A 24,756-nucleotide genomic window follows, 5' to 3' on the forward strand; every position below is an offset into this window, starting at 1 on the left:
CTTTGAGAGTGCAGGTGGCGTTACTGGCTCAGTTTTCATGCTCTCTAAGAATTTTAACTTTGGGGAGAGAGTGAAGTGCAAGTGATTGAAATTCGATCATAGTTTAGTTTCTTATTACGCGCCGGCAACGCATAAGGCGCTTCGCAACGCTGGCCCTGCCAGTTGATGGTCAAGATGCCGGCATCGGCTTCTACCAGCGCCAGTGCCTTGCCGCCCGGGTCGGAGATCGCCAGTTGCTTGCCGGCGCCGTCCTCCAGCGAGGCGCCAAACGGAATCGGCTGGTGCTGCGCGTCGAACAAGGCGAACTGCACGCGGCGTCCGGTCTTGCTGGTGTAACGCGCCAGCACGACGGCACCGCGACGTGGCACCACTTGCTGGGTGGCATTCTCGATCTCGACATCGCCGCCCAGATCGCGGGTGTCGAGGTTGATCCAGTTCACGCGATAGGGCTGCGCATTGGGCACCACGGCGAAGCCGTTACTGCCGGTGGTGGCCCCGGTGAAACTGCCGATTTTCACTCCTTTCACGCCTTCGACCTGGGCCAGTGCGAACGTCTCGCCCACGGTTTGTCCGAGGTTGATCCCGCCGGCATGGCCGACGATCGAACCTGCCAGGTTCAGGTTCTGCGAGTTGTAACCGCGGCCCTGACTGAAACCGGCACTGATATCCATCACCGAGGTACGGGTGCTGAGGTTGACCGAACCGGAGCTGCCACCGGTGCTGCTGTTGCCGGCTTGTACCGAGTAATAGGTGTCGCTGTCTTCCGACAGATAGCCGTTGATGCCCATTTGCGTGGTGTCGCTGGATTTCTGCGTGCTGGCCGAGACAAACGCCCGGGGAGCGCGGGGCTTGAACCCCAGCGGGAACGACACCGACAGGTTGACCAGTGTGTCGTTGTTAGCCGGTCCGTAATTGCCGACATCCTTTGTATACGTCGCACTGAGGTTGTAACTCACATCCCCCCAATAGTTGCTGTAACCGGCCGACAGGCTTTGTGAACCGCCGCGCTCCCAGTAACGCTGGTCGCTGGCGTTGATGTAGACGCTGCCATATTCCTGGCTGCGCCCCAGGCTCTGATTGACGGTCAGGTCGGTACGGGTTTTCGAGTTGCCGGTACGTGGCTGGCCATCGCGGCTCAACTGCTCGACGTGCTCTGTGAGGGTGCGATAGCCCTCGGTCGAGTAGCGATAGGCGGCGAGGGTGAAGTTGGTGTCGGTGCCAGTGAACGTCTTCGCATACAGGGCCCGCAAGCTGTTGCCGGTGAGCGTTTCGCCGAAGGTGTTGCTCATGGAGTGGGTCAAGTCCAGTGAGATCGCACCGATAGCAGTATTGCGGCCAGCGCCGACGGACAACGCCTTGAAGTTGTCCGTGGCCTGCACCCCGACGATGCCGGACAAGTTGCTGCTGATGCCATACGCCAGTGTGCTGCTGACAAACTGCGGGGTCTTCTGATCCTCGCTGTTGCTGTTGTACTGGCCAGTTGAGACGCTGTACTTCAACTGGCCCTGGCGAACCATGATCGGCAGGCTGGAAAACGCTTGCACCGTCACTCGGCGCCGACCATCGGCTTCGATAATCGTCACTTCCAGGTCGCCGTTGGAGCCGCTGGGATAGATATCGCTGATTTCGAACGGCCCCGGCGGTACGTTTGCGCTGTAGAGAATGTAGTTGTTCTGGCGAATCTCCACGGTCGCGCTGGACTGCGCAATCCCGCGGATCACCGGTGCATAACCGCGCTCGCTGTCGGCACGCATGCCGTCGTCGGACGCCAGTTTCACACCGCGGTAGCGCACGCTGTCGAACAGGTCGGCATCGGAGAAAATATCCCCGGCGCTGAACTGGCCTTTTAAGGCGGTCACGTCATGTTGCAGGTAACTGCGGTTGCTTTTGAATGTGCTGGGGCGGCCAGTGCTGCTGTTGAAGTTCGATTCGTTGCGCAGGCGCCAGCCACCGAAGTTGATTCCGTTGCGCAAGCCGAGGTTGTTGGACAGGGTGTTGTCAGCCTGGGTGCTGTTGCGGCTGCTGCTCAACTGATAATTGATGAACGCGGCGGGTACACCTTCGTCCCACAGCGCCGGGTCGACGTAACCCCGTCGGCCACGTTCCATAGCGCGTTGCGGGACACTGACCATCAGGCGCAGGCGCGGTACGTCGTAACGCACGCTGGCGTGATCGATCAGGGCGGGCAAGTTGATGCAGGCATCGGGGTTGTCACCGGCCAGTTTGCCGCTGGCTTGCAGTTTGCCGATGTCGACCCCCAGTTGCTGCACCATCTCCAGGGTCAGACAGGCCTCGACCTTTCCCGTGCCAGGGTGACGACGAAATTCAATATCCCGCCGGCCGACTAGCGTCTCGTTGCCGTAGAGGTCGACCCGGTAAGTGCCGGGCAGCACGCGACTGCTCGCGAGCAGTGATTGCAGGTCGACTGATGAGGGGGCGCCCTGCAGAAACGATGTGTTGAATTGTTCTTCGTCATCGGCCAGGCAGGTGCAACTGATAACCAGAGCAACCGAAAATGGCGCCCATCCGTCGCGTTTGAGTAAAAACATGCAGGAACCCTATATCACCTCCGATACGAACTAACGGAGCGAAGAGAAATACAGTGAATGTGTGCGATCAGTGCGATTCGCGAGTTATGGCACTTCTTTCTTTGGACTGGCGCGAGTGTCGGCGCTGTTGGAAAGTTGCGCGGTGAAGCGATCTTGGGCGCCATAGTCGTTAATGCTGCTGAACAACAAACTTGCCGCATTAGTCGAGTGAAGTTGTTTAAGCGCGAACTCTTTGCGTTCGCCGGGCGCGATCATCATCGAATCAAACGGGTGCTCACTGAGTGCGCCGGATTGCAGAGTGATATCGGCGATGGACACGTGATAAAGACCGGGGTTGTTCAACATCAGCACGCTTTTGCCGGCGCGCTCGGCCAGGCGCCAGGTCAATTCGCCTGGTGCCAGATAGGCGTTGTTTTTCAGGCCCGCCGGGCGGAAGAACACCTTGATGCGCTGGCGCACGGCGAGTTGCAGGGTGTTCTGGGTTTTCGCGTTCTGGGGGATTTCCTGCACGTTGAGCCAGACCACCGACTCGCGGTCGGTCGGCATGCCCGCGCCTTCGTAGATCACCCGCAGGATCTGCTGTTCGTCGCCACTGACGCGCACCAGTGGCGGAGTGACGGCAAACGGTACCGCGGCAGTTTCACTGGAGTCGGTGTCGATCCATGATTGAATCAATACATCAGCACCACTGTTACGCACGGTGATTCCGGCTTCCTTGTGCTGGCCGTCGAAGACCAGACGGGTGCTGCTCAAGGAAATGCCGGCCATGGCCTGATTGGCCACGAGCAGGCCCAAAAGGCCCGCGCAGAGGGACAATGAGTGACGATAAAACATAAGGGGTACCGCGCTGTTGATTGAGGGTGCAGGGCCGGCCGGCCCTGCACCAGGCGTGAGTGTTCGCGCGGGTTATTCGTATTGCAGCGTGAACGGCAGGGTCGCGTCACCGCGACCGGCAACGGCGGTTGTCACGTCGCCAGTGGTAACGTAGGCGGCCGAAAATCTCAGCGTGGTGTTGCTGTCTTGCAGAGTATTTTCGATCTTCGCAGTTGACGGCGAGCTCAGGTCGATCAGCGCTCCGTTGGAGTCGAGCAAGGCGATACCAATGTTCTTCGCAGCACCAAGACCGTCGATCAGCTTCAGCACTTTGGTTCCGGCAACGATGCCCGAACCTGCGCCCTTGGTTGGCTCGAAGATCATCGCAACCTTGGTCCCGGCGTTGCAGTTGATCTTCATGTCGAAGTTCTCGACGCTCATGGTGCCGTTGCCTTTAGGCGCAGTGGCGGTGCCCATGTTCTTGATCGACACTTCACCCATGTCGACCGAAATGGTTTTGTTGTTGCCGGCGCCTGCAACCGAGCAGGCATCGTTGTTGATGGTGCCGGTGAAGTTGATCGTGCCGCTGCCGGCTTTGGTCGGGGTCAGTGGCGGGTCGGCTGCCAGGACATTGCCGGCCGCAGCGAAGATCGAAAGGGCGAGAAGCGTTCGGGACAACTTTTTCATGTTGCTTTTTCCATTGATGGGGTTAGAGCAACACAATAAAGCGCGGTTTACTAGTGGAACATCAGACGATTCCTAGATGTACGAAAGTATCAGAGAGGTGGCTGATTTATTAATTGAACAAGTTGCGCTCAATACAATAGGCCATTAACTCTTGGTCGCTATTGACTTCAAGTTTGCGCATTGCCGATATTTTTTGAGTACTGATGGTTTTTGCACTTCTGTTCAGGTGACGGGCAATGTCGTTGACGCCTTGGCCCTGAACGAACAAACGCAGAATTTCATGCTCCTTGGGCGACAGCCGGGAAAAACGTTCATCCAGAGCGGCGCCGTCGTTCACTACGGATGTCGGCGCGGGTGCTTGCCAGCGCACCGGGCTGCCTTTGGCGATGGCTTTGAGGGCGGTCTCGATTTCGTCGTGCAGTTGGTTTTTCTGAATGACCGCCAGCACGCCCAGCTCCTGCAGGCGCGTCAGGATCAAGGGGTTGGAAATCATGGTCAGCACCAATACCCGGAGCTTGGGAAAGTGTCGTGTCAGGTATTCCATCAGTTTCAGACCGTCTCCGTAAGGCGAATCGGCGGGCATGTTGAAGTCGGTGATCAACAGATCTACAGGCTTGGTCTCCAGCAGCTTGATCAGCTCATCGGAGCTAACGGCTTCGCCCACCACGCGAAAGCGTTGGTCACGCTCAACCAGTTCCCGCACCCCCAGCACCACGATGGGATGATCATCGGCAATGACAACGTTGAAGGTTTCCATGAGTGATTTATCCAGAGTGAAGTTATTCGAGGGAGTCGAGCAGATCTTGCAGCCGCGTCATATTTTGTCGCACCGCCACGGCCAGAGCGGGCGTCACGGCCATGCCGGTCAAGCGACATTCCAGCTCGACAAACGCGCTGGCCAAGACGTTGACCTGCACCGCTCCCAGCGCTCCCGCCATGCTGTGCAGTTGCTGCGCCACGCTATTGGCGTCGGCCGCATCCAGTGCCGCCAGGGTGGTTTGAATATCCTGGCGCAGGGTCGCGACAAACAGCTCGCGCATTTTTGCTGATAGGGTTGGCGGGGCATCGATAGCGGGGGGCAGAGCGATTTTGCAATGCTGCACCAGTTGCGCGCGCAGGGTGGCGAGATTCAGTGGCTTGACCATCCAGGCGTTCATGCCGACGGCTGCGCAACGTTCGCCTTCTTCGCGCAGAGCGTTGGCGGTGACGCCGATGATCGGCAGCGTTGTGTCCTGTTGGCGTATCGCTTCGGCGAGTCGGTAGCCATTCATGACTGGCATGTTGACGTCGGTCAGCAGCAGATCGAAGCGGCCGGGTGTCCATTGCGCCAAGGCCTGTTCGCCATTCGCGGTGACGACCACCGTGCAGCCCAGTGCTTCCAGTTGTTCCTTGATAATTGCCGCGTTGATCACGTTGTCTTCGGCCACCAGCACTTGCAGATTCAACGGGCGGGTCTTTGCCTGCAACGAGGCTGGGCGCTGCGCATTGGCGCCGAGTTGGGCCAGATGAATCGCCCAGGCGATCGCGCGGACATCATCGGCATCGACCGCCCAGTCGGTGCCGTTTGACTGCGCCGGATTGGGGCCACCCGGCACGGCGACGATCCGTGGCCCGTTCCGGAGCGGGGCATTGTCGATGGGCGCAAGGTCCACCAGCAGCGACGATGGCGGCGGCATCTCGCTCACCACCAAGCGGCAATCAAGACCAAAACGATTGAGCCAGGCAATAAGGTACTGCGCCAATTCGCTGACGGGGGCACGTACATAAACGGTGGGACTGCCGGCTAAGAAGGCAGGGCAGTCAGCCAATGCCCCCGGCACGTTCTCCAGCGCGAGCTGCAGGGTAAAACTGCTGCCCAGTCCCGGTTCGCTGACCACGTTCAACTTCCCTTGCATCAACTCGCACAGCCATTTGCAAATAGCCAGGCCCAGACCCGCGCCGGCCTGACTGTCGGCGTCGTTGACCTGATAGAACGGGTCGAACAACTGCTGCTGTTGTGCCAGGGAAATCCCCACGCCGGAATCACTGACCTGCCACTGCACCTCGGTGTTGCCAGGGGCGTTTTGCAACACGTGTAGGCGCAGCGCCACGCGGCCGTTGTCGGTGAACTTGATCGCGTTGCTCAGCAGGTTGTTGAGGATCTGGCGGATGCGCAACGGGTCACCGCGCAGTCGATCCGGCAAGGTCGAATCGATGCAGGCATACAGTTGCAGGCCTTTCGCGCGGGCAAATGCGCTGTAAGTACGCACGACGTCTTCAGTCAGCTCCAGCGGGCAGAAGTCCTGAAGCTCAAGAGTCATTTGCCCAGCCTCGATCTTCGACACATCCAGCACATCGCTGATCAGCTTGAACAGGCTGGCGGAGGAGCGCTGGATGGTGTCCAGATAATCCTGCTGGCGCGGGGCGAGTGGTGTCAGTCCGAGCAATTCAAGGGTGCCCAGTACACCGTAGAGCGGGGTGCGAATCTCATGGCTCATGGTGGCGAGGAAGCGGCTTTTGGCCTGGTTGGCCGAGTCGGCGGCCTGACGGGCTTCTTCCAGCGCTGCCGCGTCTTCGATATGCCGGGTCACGTCATGCAGTGCACACAGCCAGGCATCCTGGCCTTGGTAACGCGTCGATACGAAGTCGACATGCACGTGGCGGCGGTCAATCTCCAGTTCCGCGTGACCAGGCCCGGTCGACTGCTGGAGCAGACTCATCAGATCGCGGGTGTCCTGCCATTGCTGCGCACGCTGGTTTTGCAACAGCACGCGGTGATCGCTACGGCGGATCACGCACAGGCCGGTGGGAGCCGTGTCGATGATCGCGCGGCCGAAAGCCTCGCTTTCGGCGATGCTGGCGTGAGCGCTCTGCGCCGGCAGGATGACCCGGTTCGTGTACCAGCGATTGAACGCGCGGCCGCAACCGAGCATGGTCACGACCAGAGCGAACAGGCCCAGCAGTGGCCACAGCGCGTAATCCATAAAACTCTGCACGCTGATGACGTAGATTGCCGTCCAGTGCTGATCTCCGGCACTGCTAAGTTTGAACACCAGACCGTCGCGATTGAAGTTCACGCCCTCATCCAGCGCCTGAGCAGATCGCTGTGCGCCGGTCAAAACCTCGCCAGCGGGACTGATCAAGGTGAAGTCATCGTAAATCGACCACTCCATCAATCGCTCGATGTTGTTCACCTGAGACAGTTTCAGCAACGTGCCGAGCACCACCCAGGAATCGGCGCCCTCAATGCTTAGTGTGGGCTGCAGCAGATTGATCCTGACGTAGGCCAGCAGCGTCGGTGTCGCTTCGTTGTCCTGAGTGGGCGGGTAGGGTGCCCAATGCACTTGATGATCGGCCGCCGATGAAGGCTGTTCGCGTGTGTGCTGGTTCATCTGGCTAATGATTTGGGCGACCGCGCCGATTTGCATCGGGCCGGCACCGCGCAAGCGCCCGGCGGAGGGAACGGCCACGTCGAAGTTGTCGGGGCCATTAAGCAGGATCACTTGCGGCGACTGATAGTGCGATGCCGCCCAGAACGCGCTGTAGTAGGCGGCCAGATAACTGCCCAGCGCGAAAACCTTGGGGTATTGGTCGGCGGCGATTCTCTGCGGATCAATCTTTACACTGAACGCCAGTGAGAACGGCAAGCCACGCCCCTCATAGACATTCGGGCCCTCTTCTGGCAGCAGTTTTTGCGAATAAGTGGGCAACACGATCAAAGGAAAATATTGACCCTTGGCACTGGCCTGGGAGATATCGCGCAGGAACACTTCCTGCTCATGGATATTTTCCATCAAGCGGGCGAAGTGAAACTGCAGCGTGTCACGCTGTTCTTCAATCATGCGCTGCGCGCCCAGATAGCTGACGCCGAGCAAAAACAACACCAGTGCGCCGAGCACTGGCAGGCTTTTGTTCAAACGCAACGAACTGCTGGCCAGTTTATCCAGAAATGCATTGGTATGCGGCATTACAGCGCCTGACCAGCGTTGATGGGGCGGCTTTGGAACACAGTGACCTCGGTAGCGAGCGACGTTCAATAACCGCCACGTGCCGCTCAATAGGCAGTCGCCGGCCCGTCGTGGGTCAGCAAGTGCTGGAACTGATCGGCTGAAACGGCGTGGGAGATCAGGAAGCCCTGAACCTGAGTGCAGTCGATCTTACGCAATAGGGCAAGTTCTTGCGCGGTTTCCACGCCTTCGGCGACTACGGTCAGGCCCAATTGGCGACCGAGGCTGACAATGCTGGTCAGGGCTTGCGCGAGTTCGGCGTTGACGTTGCAGCCTTGCACCAGCGCGCGGTCGATTTTCAGTTCGGTGAACGGTGCCGACACCAGGTTCATGTACGAGCTGTAGCCTTTGCCGAAATCGTCCTGCGACAGACCAAAACCTTTGATCCGCAAGCGGCAGGCGCCGGCGTAGAAATTGCTGATGTCGTCGGGCACCGAGCACTCCATCAACTCGAAACAGATCCGCGCGGGCAGGCCTTGATGGGCCAGAACGAACGCGAGAATGCGGTCGGGCAGGTCGTGGCTGTTGAGCAAGTGCGTGGGCAGGTTGACCGAGACCGGAATGTCATAGCCCTGTTCGCGCCAAGTCGCTTGGGCGGCGATCGCCTGTTTCAGCACGCACCAGAGCAGAGGCTCTTCGAGACCGAACGCAACCAACGCCGGCAAGAATGCCCCGGGTAACAGCGTGCCATGTTCAGGGTGATTCCAGCGTACCAGCGCTTCGGCGGCGACGATCCGGCCATTGTTCAAAGCCTTCTTCGGTTGAAACCAGGCTTGCAGTTCACCGTTGTCTAGGGCGTTGCAAATACTCTGGCGATCAATGCCGGGATGGCACGCCGTCGGGACGCTTTGGCGCAGTGCCTGCAATTGATCGATCAGGCAGCGCAGGGCGGCGGCATTCACCGGTTTGGAAATCAGCCCGATGACTTTCACTTGCAGATTGCTCGCCACCAGGCTCGCGCCCATCAGCATGCGTCGTGAAGCGGCGCTCATGATCGCCAGTGCCGGGCGTGAGCGTTGCGCGGCGAGGCTCTGAATGAATTGCACGCCGTCCATGCCCGGCATCAGCAGGTCGGTGAGGACCATATCGAAGTCGCGTTGTTTCAGGCAGTCCAATGCTTCTTCGCCGTCCCTGGCGCATGCCAGATCGAAGTCGCCCAACTCGCTGAACAGGTTCTGCAAATACAGGTGCTGGAAGGGGTGGTCTTCGACAATCAGAATGCTACAGGGCTTCATGAGCAACTCGTTCGTAGGGAGCCAGGATCGCGGACAAGGCTCGCAGCGTAAAAGGTTTGACCAGACAGTGATTCATCCCGGCCGCCAGACACAGGGCGTCTTCACCGCGCAGGGCGTTGGCGGTGGCGCCGATGATCGGAGTGACGCAGCCCGCGCGGCGCAGGGCTGCGGTGAGTTCGTAGCCGTTGAGTCGGGGCATGTTGACGTCGGTGAGGACAATGTCGAACTCACCCTCGCGCCAGATTGACAAGGCCTCTTCGCCATCGCTGGCCAATGCGACCGTGCAGCCCAGTTCTTCGAGCTGGTCGCGCAGGATCAGTTGATTGATGACGTTATCCTCGGCCACCAGAATGTGCAGGTGTAATGGACACAGCGTATGGGGTTCGTGTTGTTCGGGGTGGTGGGTAATCTGACCACCCTGTGCTTGGTGTACGGCGCGCTGGATCGCCGCCAGATCGTTCAGATTGACCTTCCAGCCACTTACGTCGAACTGCGGCTCATGGGCGCCGTCGCCACTGGCCAATACTCGCGGGCCGGGCCATGCCCGGCTCGGGCGTTGATCGAAGGGCGTTGGATACAGCTCAAGCAGCACAGCGCTGCTGTCGGGTTCCATGCAGTCGGGTGCGCCAATCTGCGGACGGGCGCCCCAGCGGCGCAGCCAGCCGCAGAGACTTTCGGCCAATTCACGCACGGGCGAAACCACGTGAACGAGGTCCGGCGCCAATGCCGGCACGAGGTCCGGCGAGGTCTTGTTTGAGGGTTGCTCCAGCGGCACACTCAGGGAAAAACTGCTGCCCAGCCCCGGCTCGCTGACCATGCGCAGGGTACCGTTCATCAAGTGCGTCAGCCGCTGACAGATGGGCAGGCCCAGGCCTGTGCCGGCCACCACGTTAGTGTTGCCTTGAGTCTGGTAGAACGGTTCGAAAATGAACGCCTGATCGTCATGGGCGATGCCCTTGCCAGTGTCCGAAACCTGCCATTGCAGGCACACCCGTTCGCCTTCGCGATCGAGCAATTTGACTCGCAGCACCACACGCCCGGAATCGGTGAACTTGACCGCGTTGCTCAGCAGATTGTTGAGAATCTGCCGCACGCGGCTGGCATCGCCGATCAACCGCTCCGGCGTTTGCGGGTCGAGGCAGGAGTACAGTTGCAGGCCTTTGCTCTGCGCCGCCGCCGCGTAGCCTTGCACCACTTCCTGCACCAGCATCATCGGTCTGAATTCGCTCAGTTCCAGCGCCAGTTGCCCAGCCTCGATTTTTGATACATCAAGCACGTCGCAAATCAACTGCAGCAGGGTGGCGGACGAGCCTTCGATGGCATGCAGGTAACTTTTCTGTTGGGTATCGAGTTGCGTACGGGCGAGCAATTCCAGGGTTCCCAGCACGCCGTATAACGGTGTGCGGATTTCGTGGCTCATGGTCGCTAGGAACAAGGTCTTGGCTTCATTGGCGGCGTCGGCGGACTGGCGAGCCTGCTCTAGCGCCGCTTCGATTTGCCGGCGTGCACTGATGTCGCTGAAGGCACAGAGCAACACGTCTTCGCCTTTGTAGCGGGTCGGCGCGCAGCTCAGGTACAAGTGACGGCCATCGGCGGTCGCGAAGTAATCGGTGAGAGCGGGTTGATGCTCGTCAAACGCTGCACGAATCCAGCCCGGCCCCAGTTGTTCACCGCGGCGGCCCAGCCATTGGCGGGCGAGGGTGTTTTCAAGCACCACCTGAGCGTCGGTGCGGCGCAGCACGCACAGCGCGACCGGGGCGGTCTGGATCACGTCGCGGCTGAACAGCTCGCTTTCCACCAACGCCTGGATCCGGTGAATCGCCGGGTTGATCACGCGGTGTTCCAGACGCCGGGTCAGCAGGCACACCAGGCTGATGCTCAGCAGACAGAACAGCAGCGCGCCGAGCATTTGCGGCCACAGCGCCCACAGCACTGCTACTAAATCGATAGAGTACGTGAGCTGCCAATCCGATGATTTGAGCTGTTTGCGTAATACCAACTGTTCGGGCAGCCAGCCGTCACCGACAAATCCGAAAAAGTCCTGTTGCCGCAGCAATGGCAGATTCTGCCCCGGCGGCGGATTGTGGCTGTTGCTGAACAGCGGCATGCCCTGCGAATTAAACATGGTGAACTCGCCGGCGCTGTGATCGCTCAAGGCGCTGGAAACCTCGCGGTCGTCCATTTCCAGACCGAGCCAGCCGGAGTTGATGTCGCGTTCGTCCAGGCGAATGAAGATGTACAGCTGCGAGTGCCCGTCAGCAGCATGGGTCAGCCAGAGCTCTTTCAAGTTGTCGCTGTGGTGGTGCTTGAGTGTTTGCAGTTGCTCAAGCGTGGCCCGTGGAAAAGCACTGGTCACCGGCGTCGCGTTGTACAGACGCCACACTTGAGGCTGGGGGCCGCTGCTGACATAGACCAGGTTGAGTTGCCGGGCCTTGAGATAGTCGCGCATGCGTTGGGTGAGCCAAATGCTCCATTGGTGTCCCGGCACTTGACCGAGGAGCAGACGGGTTTCTTCTTCGGAGACTGGCAGGTTCATGTTGGCCATGCGCGTGGCCGACAGGCTGAGGCTTTTCAGCAGCGCTTCCCGGGTGGTGAAAAAGGTGTGCGCTTCGGCGATCGCGCTGCTCATGTAGCTGCGCCGCTGGGATACTTCATTGTTGAAGGTAAACAACAGAAAGCTGTAGACGCCGCCGAGAATACCCACCAGCAGTACCAAGGCAAAAATGCGAAGCAGACGGCGTGCCGCATGGGGCGTGGAAAATATTGGGCTAATTTGATGGAGGCGATTTTTTAATGGCATCCCCCACTGTAAGGGCGGCGTGAAGTGGAGAAAATCAGACGATTCCTAGAATTCTGAAAGTAGTTGACCGTGAAAAAATAGCTGTGGTTTCACCTGCTCCGAGTTTCCTGTTGACAGCCTGATAAACACAACTCAAGGGTGGTGGTTGCTCTCGAGATACATAGCTCTACTATGGGATTGGTGGTTGCGAAGAAAAAATAAATTAAGATTCGTCTTATGTTGTTTGGCTATAACTGTGAAATGCTATGTCGTCTGTCGGTTTATTTGGATATTATTTATGTGCTTCTCTAAACGACTTGCCTTCACTGTTGCTTTGGCTTTGGTGTCGCCAGCACTCTTCGCAGGAGTATGTCGTTCGAATTCCCCCCACTCAAAATATACAATTTAACGGGCTTATTCCGGAATCTGGATTGAGCGCTGCCCCAAGAGATCCAATTGGCACCGTTTATTATGTTGTAGAGCGTTACGGGGCTGCTATTGATTGGACCTGTGACGGAAGCACTTTATACGGGATTTCCATGAATCCTAAATTCGGCAGTGTCGCCGGAGCCGTACATGAATTCCCAATAAACAAGACAGGGCTATCATTCCGCATTTGGATAGATTCGCTGGCGCGCTATGAATCCAATCAATTTATACTGCCTGGAAAAAAGTTTGTTATTCCTGCAACGCGGCTCCAGTTGGAAATATTCAAATCAAGCGAGCTTGCCCCCAACATCACTGTCAGTGGCGGCTTGTTGGCTACTTTGAAAAGCGATAACCTGGACTTGATGCGCTTCAATATCCCTCCCATTTACTTCAAGGCGAGAACCTGTCAGGCGCCTTCCCTAGCGGTCGCGATGGGAGATGATTATCAGCTCCACCAGTTCAATGACACAGGGTCGGTAAACCGTATGGTCAGGTTCAATATCGAGTTGAACAATTGTGAGGCAGGCATTCAGAAGATTACCTACTCGCTGCGCGCCAATACCCCTATAGTTGACGAGGCAAAAGCTGTGGTTGAGCTCAGCGGTAGCTCTACTGCGAAGGGTATTGGCTTGCAGCTATTGAGTGGTGCAGGGCTACCCATCTCATTGAATACCGACTACATACTCCAAGACTTTACCCCGTCGGGCACCAACTTTAAATTCCGTTGCAGGCTTCCTGCTACCGACTACCCGTCAGTAAAATCAAGGCAGGGAGCGCTAATACTGGAATTTCCTTTGTTGTAAACTATTTATAGCTCGGTGCCAGCAGATTTGGCGGATGTTTAACGGCGAGATTTTGTGAAAATAAGAATCGTCTGATTTTCAGGTTTATTTAAATCGCCTAAATTTCCTCTATTTGAATAAAAATTTCAGGAGCCCCATTTAAGGGGCGCTGAACCAATAGAGGACATCACCCTATGAGAAAATCTACATTATTTTTTGCATTTTTTATTCTGACATTCCCCATCTACGCTAACTCAGCAATCTGTTCTTTTTACAAAGATCACGCTATGACGACCTTTAATGTAAGCGTCCCATCAACGCTATCCATTCCTCGCGACACGCCCAACGGTACAGTTGTATATGAAAGTCCGCCAATCACACTAAACTCGATAAACAGTTCTTACACATGTACTGCCAATTCTGTATCGGGCATTAAAAATAATGTTGGGGAGTCCGGGAAGGATAAGTTGCTTCCTATAGGAAATACCGGCCTTGCATGGTCGTGGAAATACCAAGGCGCACCCGTAAACGTTTTTCCCAAGGATGTCTCAGTCAAAGGTACTTACGGGTTTAACGGCACTACACACAATCTTGTCATCGTAAAAGCTGCGAATATAACCAGCGCTCAAAAAATACCTTCTGGAATTCTAGGGTATTATCAAGTTGGTGAGGTATCTGTACTCGCGATGTCGATCCAAGGTATGACAATTTTGCCGCAGTCTTGCGAAACGCCTGATGTGAAGGTGGACATGGGCGAAAATGATCTAAGTCAATTCTCAGAGTTTGGTAAGCACACCGATCCGGTAGGCTTCACTGTCAAGGTCAATAATTGCCCTCGCGGCATAAATAAAATTACTTATACTTTATCCCCCACTCCAAACAGCCCAGAAGTTAGTGCTGGTTCGGGTGTCGTGAGTTTAAATCAAAACTCCACGGCAAAGGGAATAGCATTACAGTTACTTGATTCGAACCAGGTTCCAATCGAGTTTAATAAGGCGTATTTGTTGTCTGGCTATTCAGTTGAAGGGGGAAACTACAATATTCCACTTAACGCGCAGTACATCAGGACCGTGCCCACTGGCAATCAAGGGGGGTTGGATCCCGGTATGAGAGCAGGATCTGCGAATGCGGAAATCTGGTTCATCATGAGCTACCTATAAAGACGACTCATTTAAGGGGCGCTGCTGAATTTTGTATCTTGTGATTTCTTCGTCACTTAACAACATCAGCTTCAAGGCAAGCGTCACAGTAAGACGCCCGTGTTTTGAAACCGCATTTCTAAGGCTCGAACCGGCCTTGATTCCATAGTCATATCTAAATGACCGCTTTTGGCCATTCACTACCTTGTGCGACGGATCGAAAACGACCTATTAAAGGGTAACGGCGATGCGGGATGAAATTGAGGCGGATGAGCTGTATCAAACCATCGGAAATTTCGCGGTGAAGAGGGTGCCACTCTCTTGTGTTGAATTCACCGACACGACACCGTTATGCGCCCTGACGATCTCTCGAACGATAAAGAGTCCAAGCCCCACGCTTCGCGAATCGGTGCCGGTTATTTCTCCCCGAATCATAGGCTCAAACAAAACGCCCATCACAGACTCGGGAATGGCCGGCCCCAGGTTTTGTACCGATACAACGGAGTTATCCTGCTCGATGCGTGAAGTGATCGTGATCGGCTGTTGTAGATCACCATACTTCACGCTGTTAGCCACCAGATTACCAAAGATTTGCTGCACCCGATCTGCATCCAGACAAGCAGTGCCGGTTCCCACGGTCTGATGCACCAACGTGGCTTCGGGGAACGTCATACGCAATTCATCGACGCTGGCGCCAACGAAGGCATGCAAATCCACGGTCGAAGGGCCGATAGTAATGCCTTGCCCAACTCTGGCTAATGCCAGATCTAGCAGGTCGCCAATCATGCGTTCAGCACGGTCAGCCGACTGGCTGATGTGGCCGAGCATCCTGATATCTCGAGTGGTGCGTTCTTCTCGGGCAAGGATGCCAGAGGCCATTTTGATAGCCGTCAGCGGGTTTTTCAGATCGTGGCTGACGATGGCAACCATTTGTTCGGCGAACGCGGCGCGAACCTGGGCCTTTTCGTAGGCGTTTTTTAGCTCCTCCTGAGCCAGTCTGAGGGCTGTTTCGGCGGCGGTTTTTTCGCACAGCAGGTCTTCGGCGATTTTTCGTGCGTTGAGCAGCTCGCGCTCATACTTATCGAGATCCTTGGTGCGAAACAGCGCTAACTCATAAAACGCACCGCTGGCGTGCTTGCGTCGGACGCCATTAAGCAACATGGTCACAATGTGTTTGTCATGGTGAACCAGGTCGAGCTTTACCTCAGCGACGGAGCCTTGCATCTGCATCAGCGGCGACCAATGCGTTTGGTGGAAAATGCGTCCGCCCATCGTCAGTAGGTCCTGGAAACGCCGCCCTATGATCGCCTGGGTGTCCAGGCCGATTGAATGGCTGAACGTCTTATTGCTGCGAAGAATCGTGCCGTCTTCCTTCGTTACCACCAATCCGCATGGGGCTTCATCTAACAGCGCGTGAGCATCGGGCAGCAATTGCTGGTCAGTCGACATATTCGCCCATCCAGGGTAACAAGAAGTTCTCCATGGCCTCAGAACATGCACTGGGCGAACTCATGTGGGGGCAATGGCCGACGTTAGCCACCAGGCAGAGCGTGCTAGAGGGCATCACAGACTGCAGGTATTCGCCAACGGCGACGGGAGCGATCAGGTCATCGGTGGATTGCAGGATCAGCGTGGGTGTCGCCAGCCCAACGATGTCTTGGCGGTTGTCGGACATGAACGTCACTCGCGCAAATTGCTTGGCGATATCGGGCTCGGTGCGGCAAAAGCTATTGGTCAGATCTTCGCTCAGTGCCGGTTGCCCTGGTGTGCCCATGATCACTGGAGCCATGGTGCTAGACCAGCCAAGGTAGTTGCTGTCGAGTGTGTCGAGCAGTGAGTGGATGTCCTCCAGCTTGAAACCACCGACATAGTCGTCGGTGTCCATGTAGCAGGGTGAGGGGCCGATCATTATATGGGCAGCGATGCTTCCGGGCGCCTGGCGGTCAGCCAACGCACCGATCATGCTGCTGACAGAGTGGCCCACGACGATCACGGGTCCACGGGTGCAATGGTCGATGATTTCATTCAGGTCACGTGCGTACCCGGCCAGTGAGTTGTACTTTTCCCGATCATAGGCTTCAAGATCCGACTCACCCGCGCCGACGAGGTCGTACAGAACAACTGTAAATCGATCGGTGAAACCTTCGGCGAGATAACGCCACATGGTCTGATCGCAGCCGAAACCATGGGAAAAGATCAACGTTGAAGGACCATCGCCCATTATTTTCACGTTGTTGCGATGTTGAAGGTCCATGCGTGTTGCCCCGGTCGAGCCAAAGGTTTTGGTGCCTGCGGCAGTGTAGATAGTCAAGGGTACCGCGTTACGCGGTATAGGTTTATGGCTCCTTGATGACGTCGAACTTATCTCGGACAAACGATTTGATTCTCGCGCCCGGATGATAACTACCAATTTCTGCTTCGGCCGAAAGCTGCCTATGAAGACAGCCACACCCCCGTGAGTATAGAGTCGAATTAACTAAATTTGAGGGGGACGCACTAGTGTCGAAGGGGCAGGGTTGCGGAAATGACCGAAAAGATGCGGAAACGATCTGGACATTGAGGAGAAAAAACTCGATTCCCAGAAACGACAAAGCCCTGAATAATCAGGGCTTTGTCGTACATAAGATGGCGGAGGCGATGGGATTCGAACTCATGGACCTGTTACAGTCGACGGTTTTCAAGACCGTTGCCTTAAACCACTCGGCCACACCTCCGTTTGCGTTGCGGGCGCCATAATACCTGAATGAAACACACTGTCAAACTCTGTGCATGGCTTGTTACAGAGCGTCTGTTATGATCTTTGCGACTGAACGTTTCAAACCAACAGGAGTGTCGCCATGCGCGAACAGGATTACGCAGTTCACAACAGCGTGCAGGCTGAGCAGCTAGAGGTTAGCCGCGTCCTGCGCAACACATACGGCCTACTGGCGCTCACCCTCGCATTCAGCGGTGTGATGGCGTTCGTGGCCCAGCAGATGCGCGTCGGCTACCCGAATATTTTCGTGGTGCTGATCGGCTTCTACGGGCTGTTCTTCCTCACCAACAAACTCCGTGATTCCGCGTGGGGCCTGGTGTCCGCTTTTGCGCTGACCGGTTTCATGGGTTTCCTGCTCGGCCCGATCCTCAACCGTTACCTGGGCATGCAGGGCGGCGCTGAAGTGGTCAGTTCGGCGTTCGCCATGACCGCGCTGGTGTTCGGTGGTCTGTCGGCCTACGTGCTGATCACCCGCAAGGACATGAGCTTCCTCGGTGGTTTCATCACCGCCGGTTTCTTCGTCCTGCTGGGTGCAACGCTGGCGAGCCTGTTCTTCCAGATCAGCGGCCTGCAGCTGGCGATCAGCGCCGGTTTCGTGCTGTTCTCGTCGGTATGCATTCTGTTCCAGACCAGCGCGATCATCCACGGTGGCGAGCGCAACTACATCATGGCGACCATCAGCCTGTATGTATCGATCTACAACCTGTTCATCAGCTTGTTGCAGATCTTCGGCATCATGAGCCGCGACGACTGATCGCTGTTTATGAATCAACAAAAAACCCGCTTCGGCGGGTTTTTTGTCGTCTGCGAAAAGCGGATCAGTTGATCACCATGCTGCCATCGGCCTGCTGCTTATAAATCGTGTAGGGCAACAGAAACGTATCCAGCACACCGGAAACCGCTGCATCGACCACCAGACCAAAAGAAGCGTTGTTGTAATTGAACGCGTCGACGTCATCCGGCTTTTCGGCGTGCAGCATGCAGAAGTCGTAGGTTGCACCGCTGTAAATGCGCGGGACCGCGCCGCAGTAGCTTTTCCTGGTTTTCAACTGGTCTACGGAAGCCTTGTCGCTAAGCACAACGGTCTGCACCGTCCCGCACCCGCTGAGCATCAACACTGTCAGCATCACTGCCTGAATTCTCATTACCGCCAATCCTTCGCCGGAAAAACCTCAATCTACGCCGAGCAGGCGCAAAAAGCACTCACGCCATCGGCGGCAATCGGCGTTTGACCGGGGTTTTCTTGACGATCGCGGTGTTGGTTTCGGCCAGTGTATTGAGGCGGTCGAGCAGGGTGTCCAGCTGTTCCATCGAGCGCACGTGCAGGCGGGCTATGAAGCAATCCTCGCCCGTGACCTTGTCGCACTCGGTGAACTCCGGGATCGACATGATCTGCCGTTCCACTTCTTGCAGTTGGCCCGGCAGCGGCCGCACCCGGACGATGGCCTGGAGCTGATAGCCGAAGCATTTGGGGTCGATCTCGACGGTATAGCTCTTGAGCACACCGCGCTCCTCCAGGCGGCGCAGGCGTTCGGCCACGCTGGGTGAGGACAGGCCGCTGATTTGCGCCAATGCCTTGAGCGAGCGACGCGAGTCGTCCATCAAGGCGCTGATGAGGATCTGGTCGATATCGTCGGTCATGGGGCAACTCCGGTATTAGGCATTTAAGGGAAACCACCCACGATAAAAAAGGCAGAAATCGAGTTTAGCCTGCTTTTTGCGCTGGAGGCGCTCGTGGTCGGCTTGGCATACTTTTGCCATGCTTTCGTCAAACGCTTAGGGAGATCGATGATGGACAACACAATCCGCCGTGGTTCATTGGAAATGACCGCCGCCATGCTGATTTCCGGAACCATCGGCTGGTTCGTGCTGGTGTCCGGGCAACCGGTGCTGGACGTGGTGTTCTGGCGTTGCGTGTTCGGCGCCGGCACCTTGCTGCTGATCTGCGCGGCATTCGGTTTCTTGCGTCCGGGCATTCTGAACCGCACCACGTTCCTGCTCGCGGTGCTCAGCGGGGTGGCGATTGTCGGCAACTGGGTGTTGTTGTTCGGCTCGTATTCCCGGGCCTCGATCGCCATCGGCACGGCGGTCTACAACGTGCAGCCGTTCATGCTGGTCGGCCTGGCGGCGCTGTTTCTCGGCGAGAAAATCACCTTGCAAAAGCTGTTCTGGCTGGCGATTTCCTTTCTCGGCATGCTGGCAATCGTCAGCGCCCATGGCACGCAGAGTGAAAGCGGAAGCGACTATCTACTGGGCATTGCGCTGGCGTTGGGTGCGGCGTTGCTCTACGCGATTGCGGCGCTGATCATCAAGCGCCTGACCGGCACGCCGCCGCATCTGATCGCGTTGATACAGGTCTGCACCGGAGTGCTGTTGCTCGCGCCGTTCGCGCATTTCAACGGCCTGCCACAAACCAGCGGAGCCTGGGCCAGTCTGGTGACGCTGGGCATCGTCCACACCGGTCTGATGTACGTGCTGCTGTACGGCGCGATCCAGAAACTGCCGACAGCATTGACCGGAGCACTGTCCTTCATCTACCCGATTGCAGCGATCTTCGTCGACTGGTTCGCCTTCGGCCATCGCCTGGAGATCCTGCAATGGATCGGGGTGGCGGCGATTCTGCTGGCCGCCGCGGGAATGCAACAGGGCTGGAGATTGAAGTCGCGACGGCTGGCTACTCCGTAGGCTCAGATGTTCCAGCGCGGCGCCGTCATCGCCAGACGCTGACGCAGCTCACCAATGTTCGCGGCCAGTTGTCGGGTCAGCAAACGGTAACCGTCCAGCGTGCTGTAGACCGGTGTGTCGAGGCTGGCGTCAGGCAACTCCAGCGGGCGCTGCAGGCGTTGCGTGGCGCCGGACTTCAAGGCCCGGGCCATGCCGATCAACTGTATGCGGATCACCCGGTGTTCGGCCCGCAGCGCTGATTGCAGGTGCGCCATGGCTTCGGGGTCGTTGGCATCCGGGCGGGTGTTGCCGAGGATCTCCAGAGTGCTGACGCACGTCCGCAGGTTGCGTTGAATCGCGTCCAGTTCGGTCATGGAGATCTTCACTTCCTTGGACACCGAAGGCATCAGCGAGCGCAGTTGCACCATCACCGTGGTCACCCGGCCCATCAGCTTCAGATGCTCATCGGCGCTGACCGGTTGGCCGCTGATGATCCGCCCGTACAACGTGGCGCAGTCGCGCAAGGCGTCGGCCAGGTTGTAGCGCCACGAATACACCGCGTACAGCGGCAGGGCGAAGGAAAATGCGAGGGCCAGGGCGATGCCGATCAGGATGTCGACCCCGCGCCATAAGCCATCGGTGATCGGGTTGTCGCCATGTCCGGCGACGATGAACACGGTGATCGCCGAGAGCAGGGCGGTATAGCCGCCCTTGCCGATCGCGTGATAGGAGAAGAAGCCGCAGACCACCGCCATGGCAAAGTAGGTCAGCCACGGCAGGCCCAGCCACGCCTGTTGCGCCACCAGCAGCAGACCCACCCCGGCACCGATCAGGGTGCCGGTGGCACGTTCGGCGGCTTTCTTGCCGATGTTGCCGTGGTGTTGCAGGCCGCCGATCACCACCAGCATGGTCACCGACGCCCACTCGCCGTGGGGCAGGTTGATGCCGGTGGTCAGCAGGATGGTCGCCAGCAGCCCCAGCGCTACCCGCACCGCGTGAATCAGTCGGGCGTTCTGGTAGCGGCGGTACGGGTCCAGCAACGGACGCAGGATTCGCCGCAGCAGCGGTGGCAGTCGTTGGGTGCTGAAGGTGCTCAGTGCAAGGTCCTCGTCAGAAGATGTAGTCGGTGGTCAGGAAGCTCGAATCGCGGCCGCGAATGATTTCGCTGATCAGGTCCTTGTTGCTGTCCTGGAACTTGGTCGCCACCAGTGTGCGGATCGAAAACACCCGCAGTGCATCGTGTACCGACAGCGTGCCTTCGGCGGAGTTCTTGCGCCCGTTGAACGGGTAGGTGTCCGGGCCGCGCTGGCACTGGGCGTTGAGGTTGATCCGCCCGACCTGGTTGGCGAAGGTGTCGACCAGTCGGCCGATTGCCACCGGGTTGGTCCCGAACAGGCTCAGTTGCTGGCCAAAATCCGATTCCAGCACGTAGTCGATCACGGTATCGAGGTGACGGTACGGCACGATCGGCACCACCGGGCCGAACTGTTCTTCGTTGTACACGCGCATCTGCGGCGTCACCGGGTACAGCACCGCCGGGTAGAAGAACGACTCCCGGCTCTCGCCGCCGTTCGGGTTGACCACTTGTGCGCCCTTGCTCTGCGCATCGGCCACCAGACCGTGCAGGTAATCGACCTTGCCCGACTCCGGCAACGGCGTCAGCGCCACACCGCTGTCCCACGGCATGCCCGGTTTCAGCGTAGCGAGTTTGGCATTGAATTTTTCGATGAAGGCGTCGACCACATCCTCATGCACAAACAGGATTTTCAGCGCGGTGCAGCGCTGGCCGTTGAACGACAGCGAACCGGTGACCGCTTCGCTGACCGCATTGTCCAGATCGACTTCCGGCAGGACGATGCCGGGGTTTTTCGCGTCCAGGCCCAGCGCGGCGCGCAAGCGGTGTGGTTTCGGGTGCAGTTTCTTCAGGTCACTGGCTGCCTTGTTGGTGCCGATGAAGGCGAAGATGTCGATCTTGCCGCTGGCCATCAGCGCGCTGACGGTCTCGCGGCCACTGCCGTAGATCACGTTGATCACGCCGCTCGGGAAGCTGTCGCGGAACGCCTCGAGCAGTGGGCGGATCAGCAACACGCCGAGCTTGGCCGGTTTGAACACCACGGTGTTGCCCATGATCAGCGCCGGAATCAGCGTGGTGAAGGTTTCGTTCAGCGGGTAGTTGTAAGGGCCCATGCACAGTGCCACGCCGAGCGGCACGCGGCGGATCTGGCCGAGAGTGTCCTGTTCCAGTTCGAAACGGCTGGAGCGGCGGTCGAGTTCTTTCAGTGCATTGATGGTGTCGACGATGTAGTCGCAGGTGCGGTCGAACTCTTTTTCCGAGTCCTTGAGATTCTTGCCGATCTCCCACATCAGCAGCTTGACCACGGCTTCGCGCTGCTGGCGCATGCGGCCGAGGAACGCTTCGACGTGCTGGATGCGTTCGGCCACGCGCATGGTCGGCCACAGGCCCTGACCACGATCGTAGGCACGCACGGCGGCGTCGAGGGCGGTGAGGGCGGTGTCGGCGTCGAGCAGCGGCGTGCTGCCGAGAATCACTTGTTCATCACCGTTTTCGCCGTGCAGGTACACCGGGCTGCGCACGGTGGCAAGCGGGCCGTCCCAGCGCCGCAGTTCGCCGTCGACGAGGTATTCGCGTTGTTCGACTTGACCGTCGAGACGGTATTTTTCCGGGATGTCGCTGACAGAAGGGAACAGATTGCCAAGGATGTTTGCTGTGGTCATGTCGCTACCCCGTGTTGATGTCCGTATTCAGATCAAAAAGTCTTTACAGGTTATACGCCTGAATGCGCCGACATTTAAACCCGCCAATGTCACGCGAATGTCACGCAGATCCCCGGAGCAGAGCTTTGACTGGTTTATGAAATCCACTGTGGGAGCGGGCTTGCTCGCGAATGCGTCCTTTCAACTGACATCCTCATTGCTGACACACCGCATTCGCGAGCAAGCCCGCTCCCACAGTTGAATCGGGTTGCCTGAACACTCTCTACTGGCCCCGTTTGCCCCCATCGTTGTCCCGCAATGCCCTCAGCCCGCAGCCGAGCCTGCCTTAAGGTGGGATCAAAACAATAAGCGCTGCCATCCTCGAGGATCGTTATGCGGGCAATCCCACTCACTTTACTGCTGGCGCTGTCCATGACGCTGTGCGGCTGCGACGAAAAATCCGCACCGCCGGCGACTACTCGCAACGCCACCCCCTCCGACCCGGCCCTGGCGCAGATCTACGTCAACAGCTGCCAACTGTGCCACGCCAACCCGGCTGCCAATGCGCCGCTCACTGGCGATCGTCAAGCCTGGGAACCACGCATCCGCCAAGGCGCCGACACGCTGCTCGACCACGCCATCAATGGCTACAACGGCATGCCGCCGATGGGCCAGTGCGTCGAATGCTCGGAAGAACAATTCCTGCAACTGATCGGCTTCATGGCCGACCAGCCCCTCCCACAGTAAGGGCGCGCGCATGAGCATGGATCTGACACGGCGTCAGTTGTTGCAACGGGCAAGCATCGTCGGCGCGTTCAGTGCGTTGGCGGCCAATCCCGCGCTGGGGCAATTGATGCGCGCCCCGCGACTGATTCCCTGGCGCAACTGGTCGGGCGGGCAGAGTTGCCTGCCAGCGGCGCGGCTGGCGCCGAAGAATCTTGATGAACTAAGCGCTGCGATTCGTCAGGCCCAGGGCAAGATCCGCCCGGTCGGTTCGGCGCATTCGTTCAGCGCGCTGGTGCCCACCGACGGCACGCTGCTGTCGCTGAGTTACTTCACCGGCCTGCTCGACCACGACCCGAACACCCTGCAGGCGGAATTCGGCGCCGGTACGCCGATGTCGCGCATGGGCGTGCCGCTGAAGGACGTCGGTCAGGCCCTGCAGAACATGGCCGACATCGATTACCAGACCCTCGCCGGGGCGATTGCCACCTCGACCCACGGCACCGGCACAACCTTTCAGTCGTACTCGGCGCACGTCTGCGGCATGCAACTGGTGACGGCCAATGGCGAGGTGCTGGACTGCGACAGCCAGCGCCACCCGGAAGTGTTCAATGCCGCCCGGGTTTCCCTTGGGGCACTGGGCGTGGCGACGAAAATCCGTCTGCAAAATCGCCCGGCCTACCGCCTGCGTGAGCGTCAATGGATCGCCAAGACCGAAGAGCTGCTGGAAGACCTCGACAAAAACACCCGGGAAAACCAGCACTGGGAAATGCTCGTCGTCACCCATTCCGACTATGCGCTGTCCATCGCCCTCAACGAAACCAGCGACCCGGCCACGCCGCCGATTCCGCCCGAAGAGGAGGGCGGCAACGAGTTCGTCACCCTGATCGAGAAACTCGACAAGTACGGCAGCGACTTCCCCGACTTGCGCCGCACGCTGCTCAACAGCCTGCGCCATCTGGCGAGTTTCGACGATCGGGTCGGCGACTCTTTCGACATCTACGCCAACGTGCGCACCGTGCGCTTCAACGAGATGGAATATTCGGTGCCCGCCGAACACGGCCCGGCCTGTCTGCGTGAAATCCTCAAGCTGATTCAGGACAAGGACCTGCGCACCTGGTTTCCCATCGAGTACCGCTACGTCAAGGCTGATGACATTCCGCTGAGCATGTTCGAGGGCCGCGACAGCTGTTCGATCTCGGTGCACCAGCATTACCAGATGGATCATCACAACTTCTTCGCCGCGGTTGAACCGATTTTCTGGAAGTACAACGGCCGTCCGCACTGGGGCAAGTTGCATTCGCTCAATGCGCGCACCCTGCAACCGCTGTATCCGCGCTGGCGCGAGTTCGTCGAGGTGCGTCAGGCACTGGACCCGAGCGGGCGTTTTCTCAATGCACATCTGGCATCGATTTTGGGGGTGAGCTGATGGCGGTCAATCGACGCAATTTTCTCCTCGGCACGCTGGGTGTCGGCGCTTTGTTAGTGGGCGTGGGCGCC

The 24,756-nt window shown here is 58.1% G+C and carries 19 protein-coding genes and 1 tRNA gene; 6 read left to right on the plus strand and 14 right to left on the minus strand.

Annotated features, from left to right (window positions below; translation table 11 throughout):
* Positions 1-53: 53 nt before the first annotated feature.
* From AC1RBR_RS12220 to AC1RBR_RS12250, 7 genes are all read right to left on the minus strand, one after another.
* Complete coding sequence (locus tag AC1RBR_RS12220; protein ID WP_492564597.1) at positions 54-2,549, minus strand: fimbria/pilus outer membrane usher protein; 2,496 nt, start codon at positions 2,547-2,549, stop codon at positions 54-56.
* Between the two features lie 84 nt (positions 2,550-2,633).
* A complete protein-coding gene (locus AC1RBR_RS12225) occupies positions 2,634-3,383 on the minus strand; it encodes a fimbrial biogenesis chaperone (RefSeq protein ID WP_492564599.1) in 750 nt (249 codons plus the stop codon).
* Positions 3,384-3,455: 72 nt separating this feature from the next.
* On the minus strand, positions 3,456-4,049 hold the full coding sequence (locus AC1RBR_RS12230; protein ID WP_008086738.1) for a fimbrial protein: 594 nt from the start codon (positions 4,047-4,049) through the stop codon (positions 3,456-3,458).
* Positions 4,050-4,158: 109 nt separating this feature from the next.
* The gene (locus tag AC1RBR_RS12235; RefSeq protein WP_492564601.1) at positions 4,159-4,806 is read right to left on the minus strand and encodes a response regulator; all 648 of its coding nucleotides are present in this window, start codon (positions 4,804-4,806) and stop codon (positions 4,159-4,161) included.
* A 22-nt stretch (positions 4,807-4,828) separates the two neighbouring features.
* Positions 4,829-7,996: a hybrid sensor histidine kinase/response regulator gene (locus tag AC1RBR_RS12240; RefSeq protein ID WP_492564603.1), complete on the minus strand. Its 3,168-nt coding sequence runs from the start codon at positions 7,994-7,996 to the stop codon at positions 4,829-4,831.
* Between the two features lie 86 nt (positions 7,997-8,082).
* Positions 8,083-9,270, minus strand: coding sequence for a response regulator cyclic di-GMP phosphodiesterase PvrR (gene pvrR / locus AC1RBR_RS12245; RefSeq protein ID WP_492564605.1), 1,188 nt, complete (start codon positions 9,268-9,270; stop codon positions 8,083-8,085).
* Positions 9,257-12,070 (minus strand): ATP-binding protein, encoded by a 2,814-nt coding sequence (locus AC1RBR_RS12250; protein ID WP_492564606.1) that lies wholly within the window; start codon positions 12,068-12,070, stop codon positions 9,257-9,259. The genes pvrR and AC1RBR_RS12250 overlap by 14 nt, the downstream gene beginning before the upstream one ends.
* 518 nt (positions 12,071-12,588) lie before the next feature.
* Between AC1RBR_RS12250 and AC1RBR_RS12255 the strand changes: the two genes are divergently transcribed.
* Together AC1RBR_RS12255 and AC1RBR_RS12260 are read left to right on the plus strand one after the other, a co-directional pair.
* Entirely contained in the window at positions 12,589-13,281 is a 693-nt protein-coding gene (locus AC1RBR_RS12255) for a fimbrial protein (protein WP_492564608.1), read from the plus strand.
* A 173-nt stretch (positions 13,282-13,454) separates the two neighbouring features.
* Positions 13,455-14,420 carry a fimbrial protein gene (locus AC1RBR_RS12260; protein ID WP_492564610.1) on the plus strand — a complete coding sequence of 322 codons (966 nt, stop codon included), beginning with the start codon at positions 13,455-13,457 and terminating at the stop codon, positions 14,418-14,420.
* A 258-nt stretch (positions 14,421-14,678) separates the two neighbouring features.
* Here the strand turns inward: AC1RBR_RS12260 and AC1RBR_RS12265 are convergent, their stop codons facing one another.
* From AC1RBR_RS12265 to AC1RBR_RS12275, 3 genes are all read right to left on the minus strand, one after another.
* Positions 14,679-15,848: a PAS domain-containing sensor histidine kinase gene (locus AC1RBR_RS12265; protein ID WP_492564612.1), complete on the minus strand. Its 1,170-nt coding sequence runs from the start codon at positions 15,846-15,848 to the stop codon at positions 14,679-14,681.
* Positions 15,838-16,653 (minus strand): alpha/beta fold hydrolase, encoded by an 816-nt coding sequence (locus AC1RBR_RS12270; RefSeq protein WP_045123291.1) that lies wholly within the window; start codon positions 16,651-16,653, stop codon positions 15,838-15,840. The genes AC1RBR_RS12265 and AC1RBR_RS12270 overlap by 11 nt, the downstream gene beginning before the upstream one ends.
* A gap of 372 nt (positions 16,654-17,025) precedes the next feature.
* Positions 17,026-17,113: transfer RNA gene (locus AC1RBR_RS12275), tRNA-Ser, on the minus strand.
* Between the two features lie 123 nt (positions 17,114-17,236).
* On the opposite strand from AC1RBR_RS12275, the gene AC1RBR_RS12280 reads away from it, so the two are divergent.
* A complete protein-coding gene (locus AC1RBR_RS12280; RefSeq protein WP_047602140.1) occupies positions 17,237-17,908 on the plus strand; it encodes a Bax inhibitor-1/YccA family protein in 672 nt (223 codons plus the stop codon).
* Between the two features lie 64 nt (positions 17,909-17,972).
* Here AC1RBR_RS12280 and AC1RBR_RS12285 read toward each other — a convergent pair whose 3' ends face one another.
* Both AC1RBR_RS12285 and AC1RBR_RS12290 read right to left on the minus strand, forming a co-directional pair.
* A complete protein-coding gene (locus AC1RBR_RS12285; protein WP_492564614.1) occupies positions 17,973-18,299 on the minus strand; it encodes a YceK/YidQ family lipoprotein in 327 nt (108 codons plus the stop codon).
* Between the two features lie 58 nt (positions 18,300-18,357).
* Positions 18,358-18,795: an Lrp/AsnC family transcriptional regulator gene (locus AC1RBR_RS12290; RefSeq protein ID WP_492564616.1), complete on the minus strand. Its 438-nt coding sequence runs from the start codon at positions 18,793-18,795 to the stop codon at positions 18,358-18,360.
* Between the two features lie 150 nt (positions 18,796-18,945).
* Here AC1RBR_RS12290 and AC1RBR_RS12295 point away from each other — a divergent pair, with 150 nt between their 5' ends.
* Positions 18,946-19,839: a DMT family transporter gene (locus tag AC1RBR_RS12295; RefSeq protein ID WP_492564617.1), complete on the plus strand. Its 894-nt coding sequence runs from the start codon at positions 18,946-18,948 to the stop codon at positions 19,837-19,839.
* Positions 19,840-19,841: 2 nt separating this feature from the next.
* Here AC1RBR_RS12295 and AC1RBR_RS12300 read toward each other — a convergent pair whose 3' ends face one another.
* Both AC1RBR_RS12300 and AC1RBR_RS12305 read right to left on the minus strand, forming a co-directional pair.
* On the minus strand, positions 19,842-20,882 hold the full coding sequence (locus AC1RBR_RS12300) for an FUSC family protein (protein ID WP_492567232.1): 1,041 nt from the start codon (positions 20,880-20,882) through the stop codon (positions 19,842-19,844).
* Positions 20,883-20,928: 46 nt separating this feature from the next.
* Positions 20,929-22,554: an NADP-dependent glyceraldehyde-3-phosphate dehydrogenase gene (locus AC1RBR_RS12305; RefSeq protein WP_103367488.1), complete on the minus strand. Its 1,626-nt coding sequence runs from the start codon at positions 22,552-22,554 to the stop codon at positions 20,929-20,931.
* Between the two features lie 372 nt (positions 22,555-22,926).
* Between AC1RBR_RS12305 and AC1RBR_RS12310 the strand changes: the two genes are divergently transcribed.
* Positions 22,927-23,280, plus strand: a complete 354-nt coding sequence (locus AC1RBR_RS12310; protein ID WP_492564619.1) for a c-type cytochrome — start codon at positions 22,927-22,929, stop codon at positions 23,278-23,280.
* 76 nt (positions 23,281-23,356) lie between these two features.
* Positions 23,357-24,685 carry a D-arabinono-1,4-lactone oxidase gene (locus AC1RBR_RS12315; RefSeq protein WP_492567233.1) on the plus strand — a complete coding sequence of 443 codons (1,329 nt, stop codon included), beginning with the start codon at positions 23,357-23,359 and terminating at the stop codon, positions 24,683-24,685.
* The last annotated feature ends 71 nt before the right edge of the window (positions 24,686-24,756 follow it).

Source organism: Pseudomonas sp. GW823-FHT01D03 (assembly GCF_058798255.1).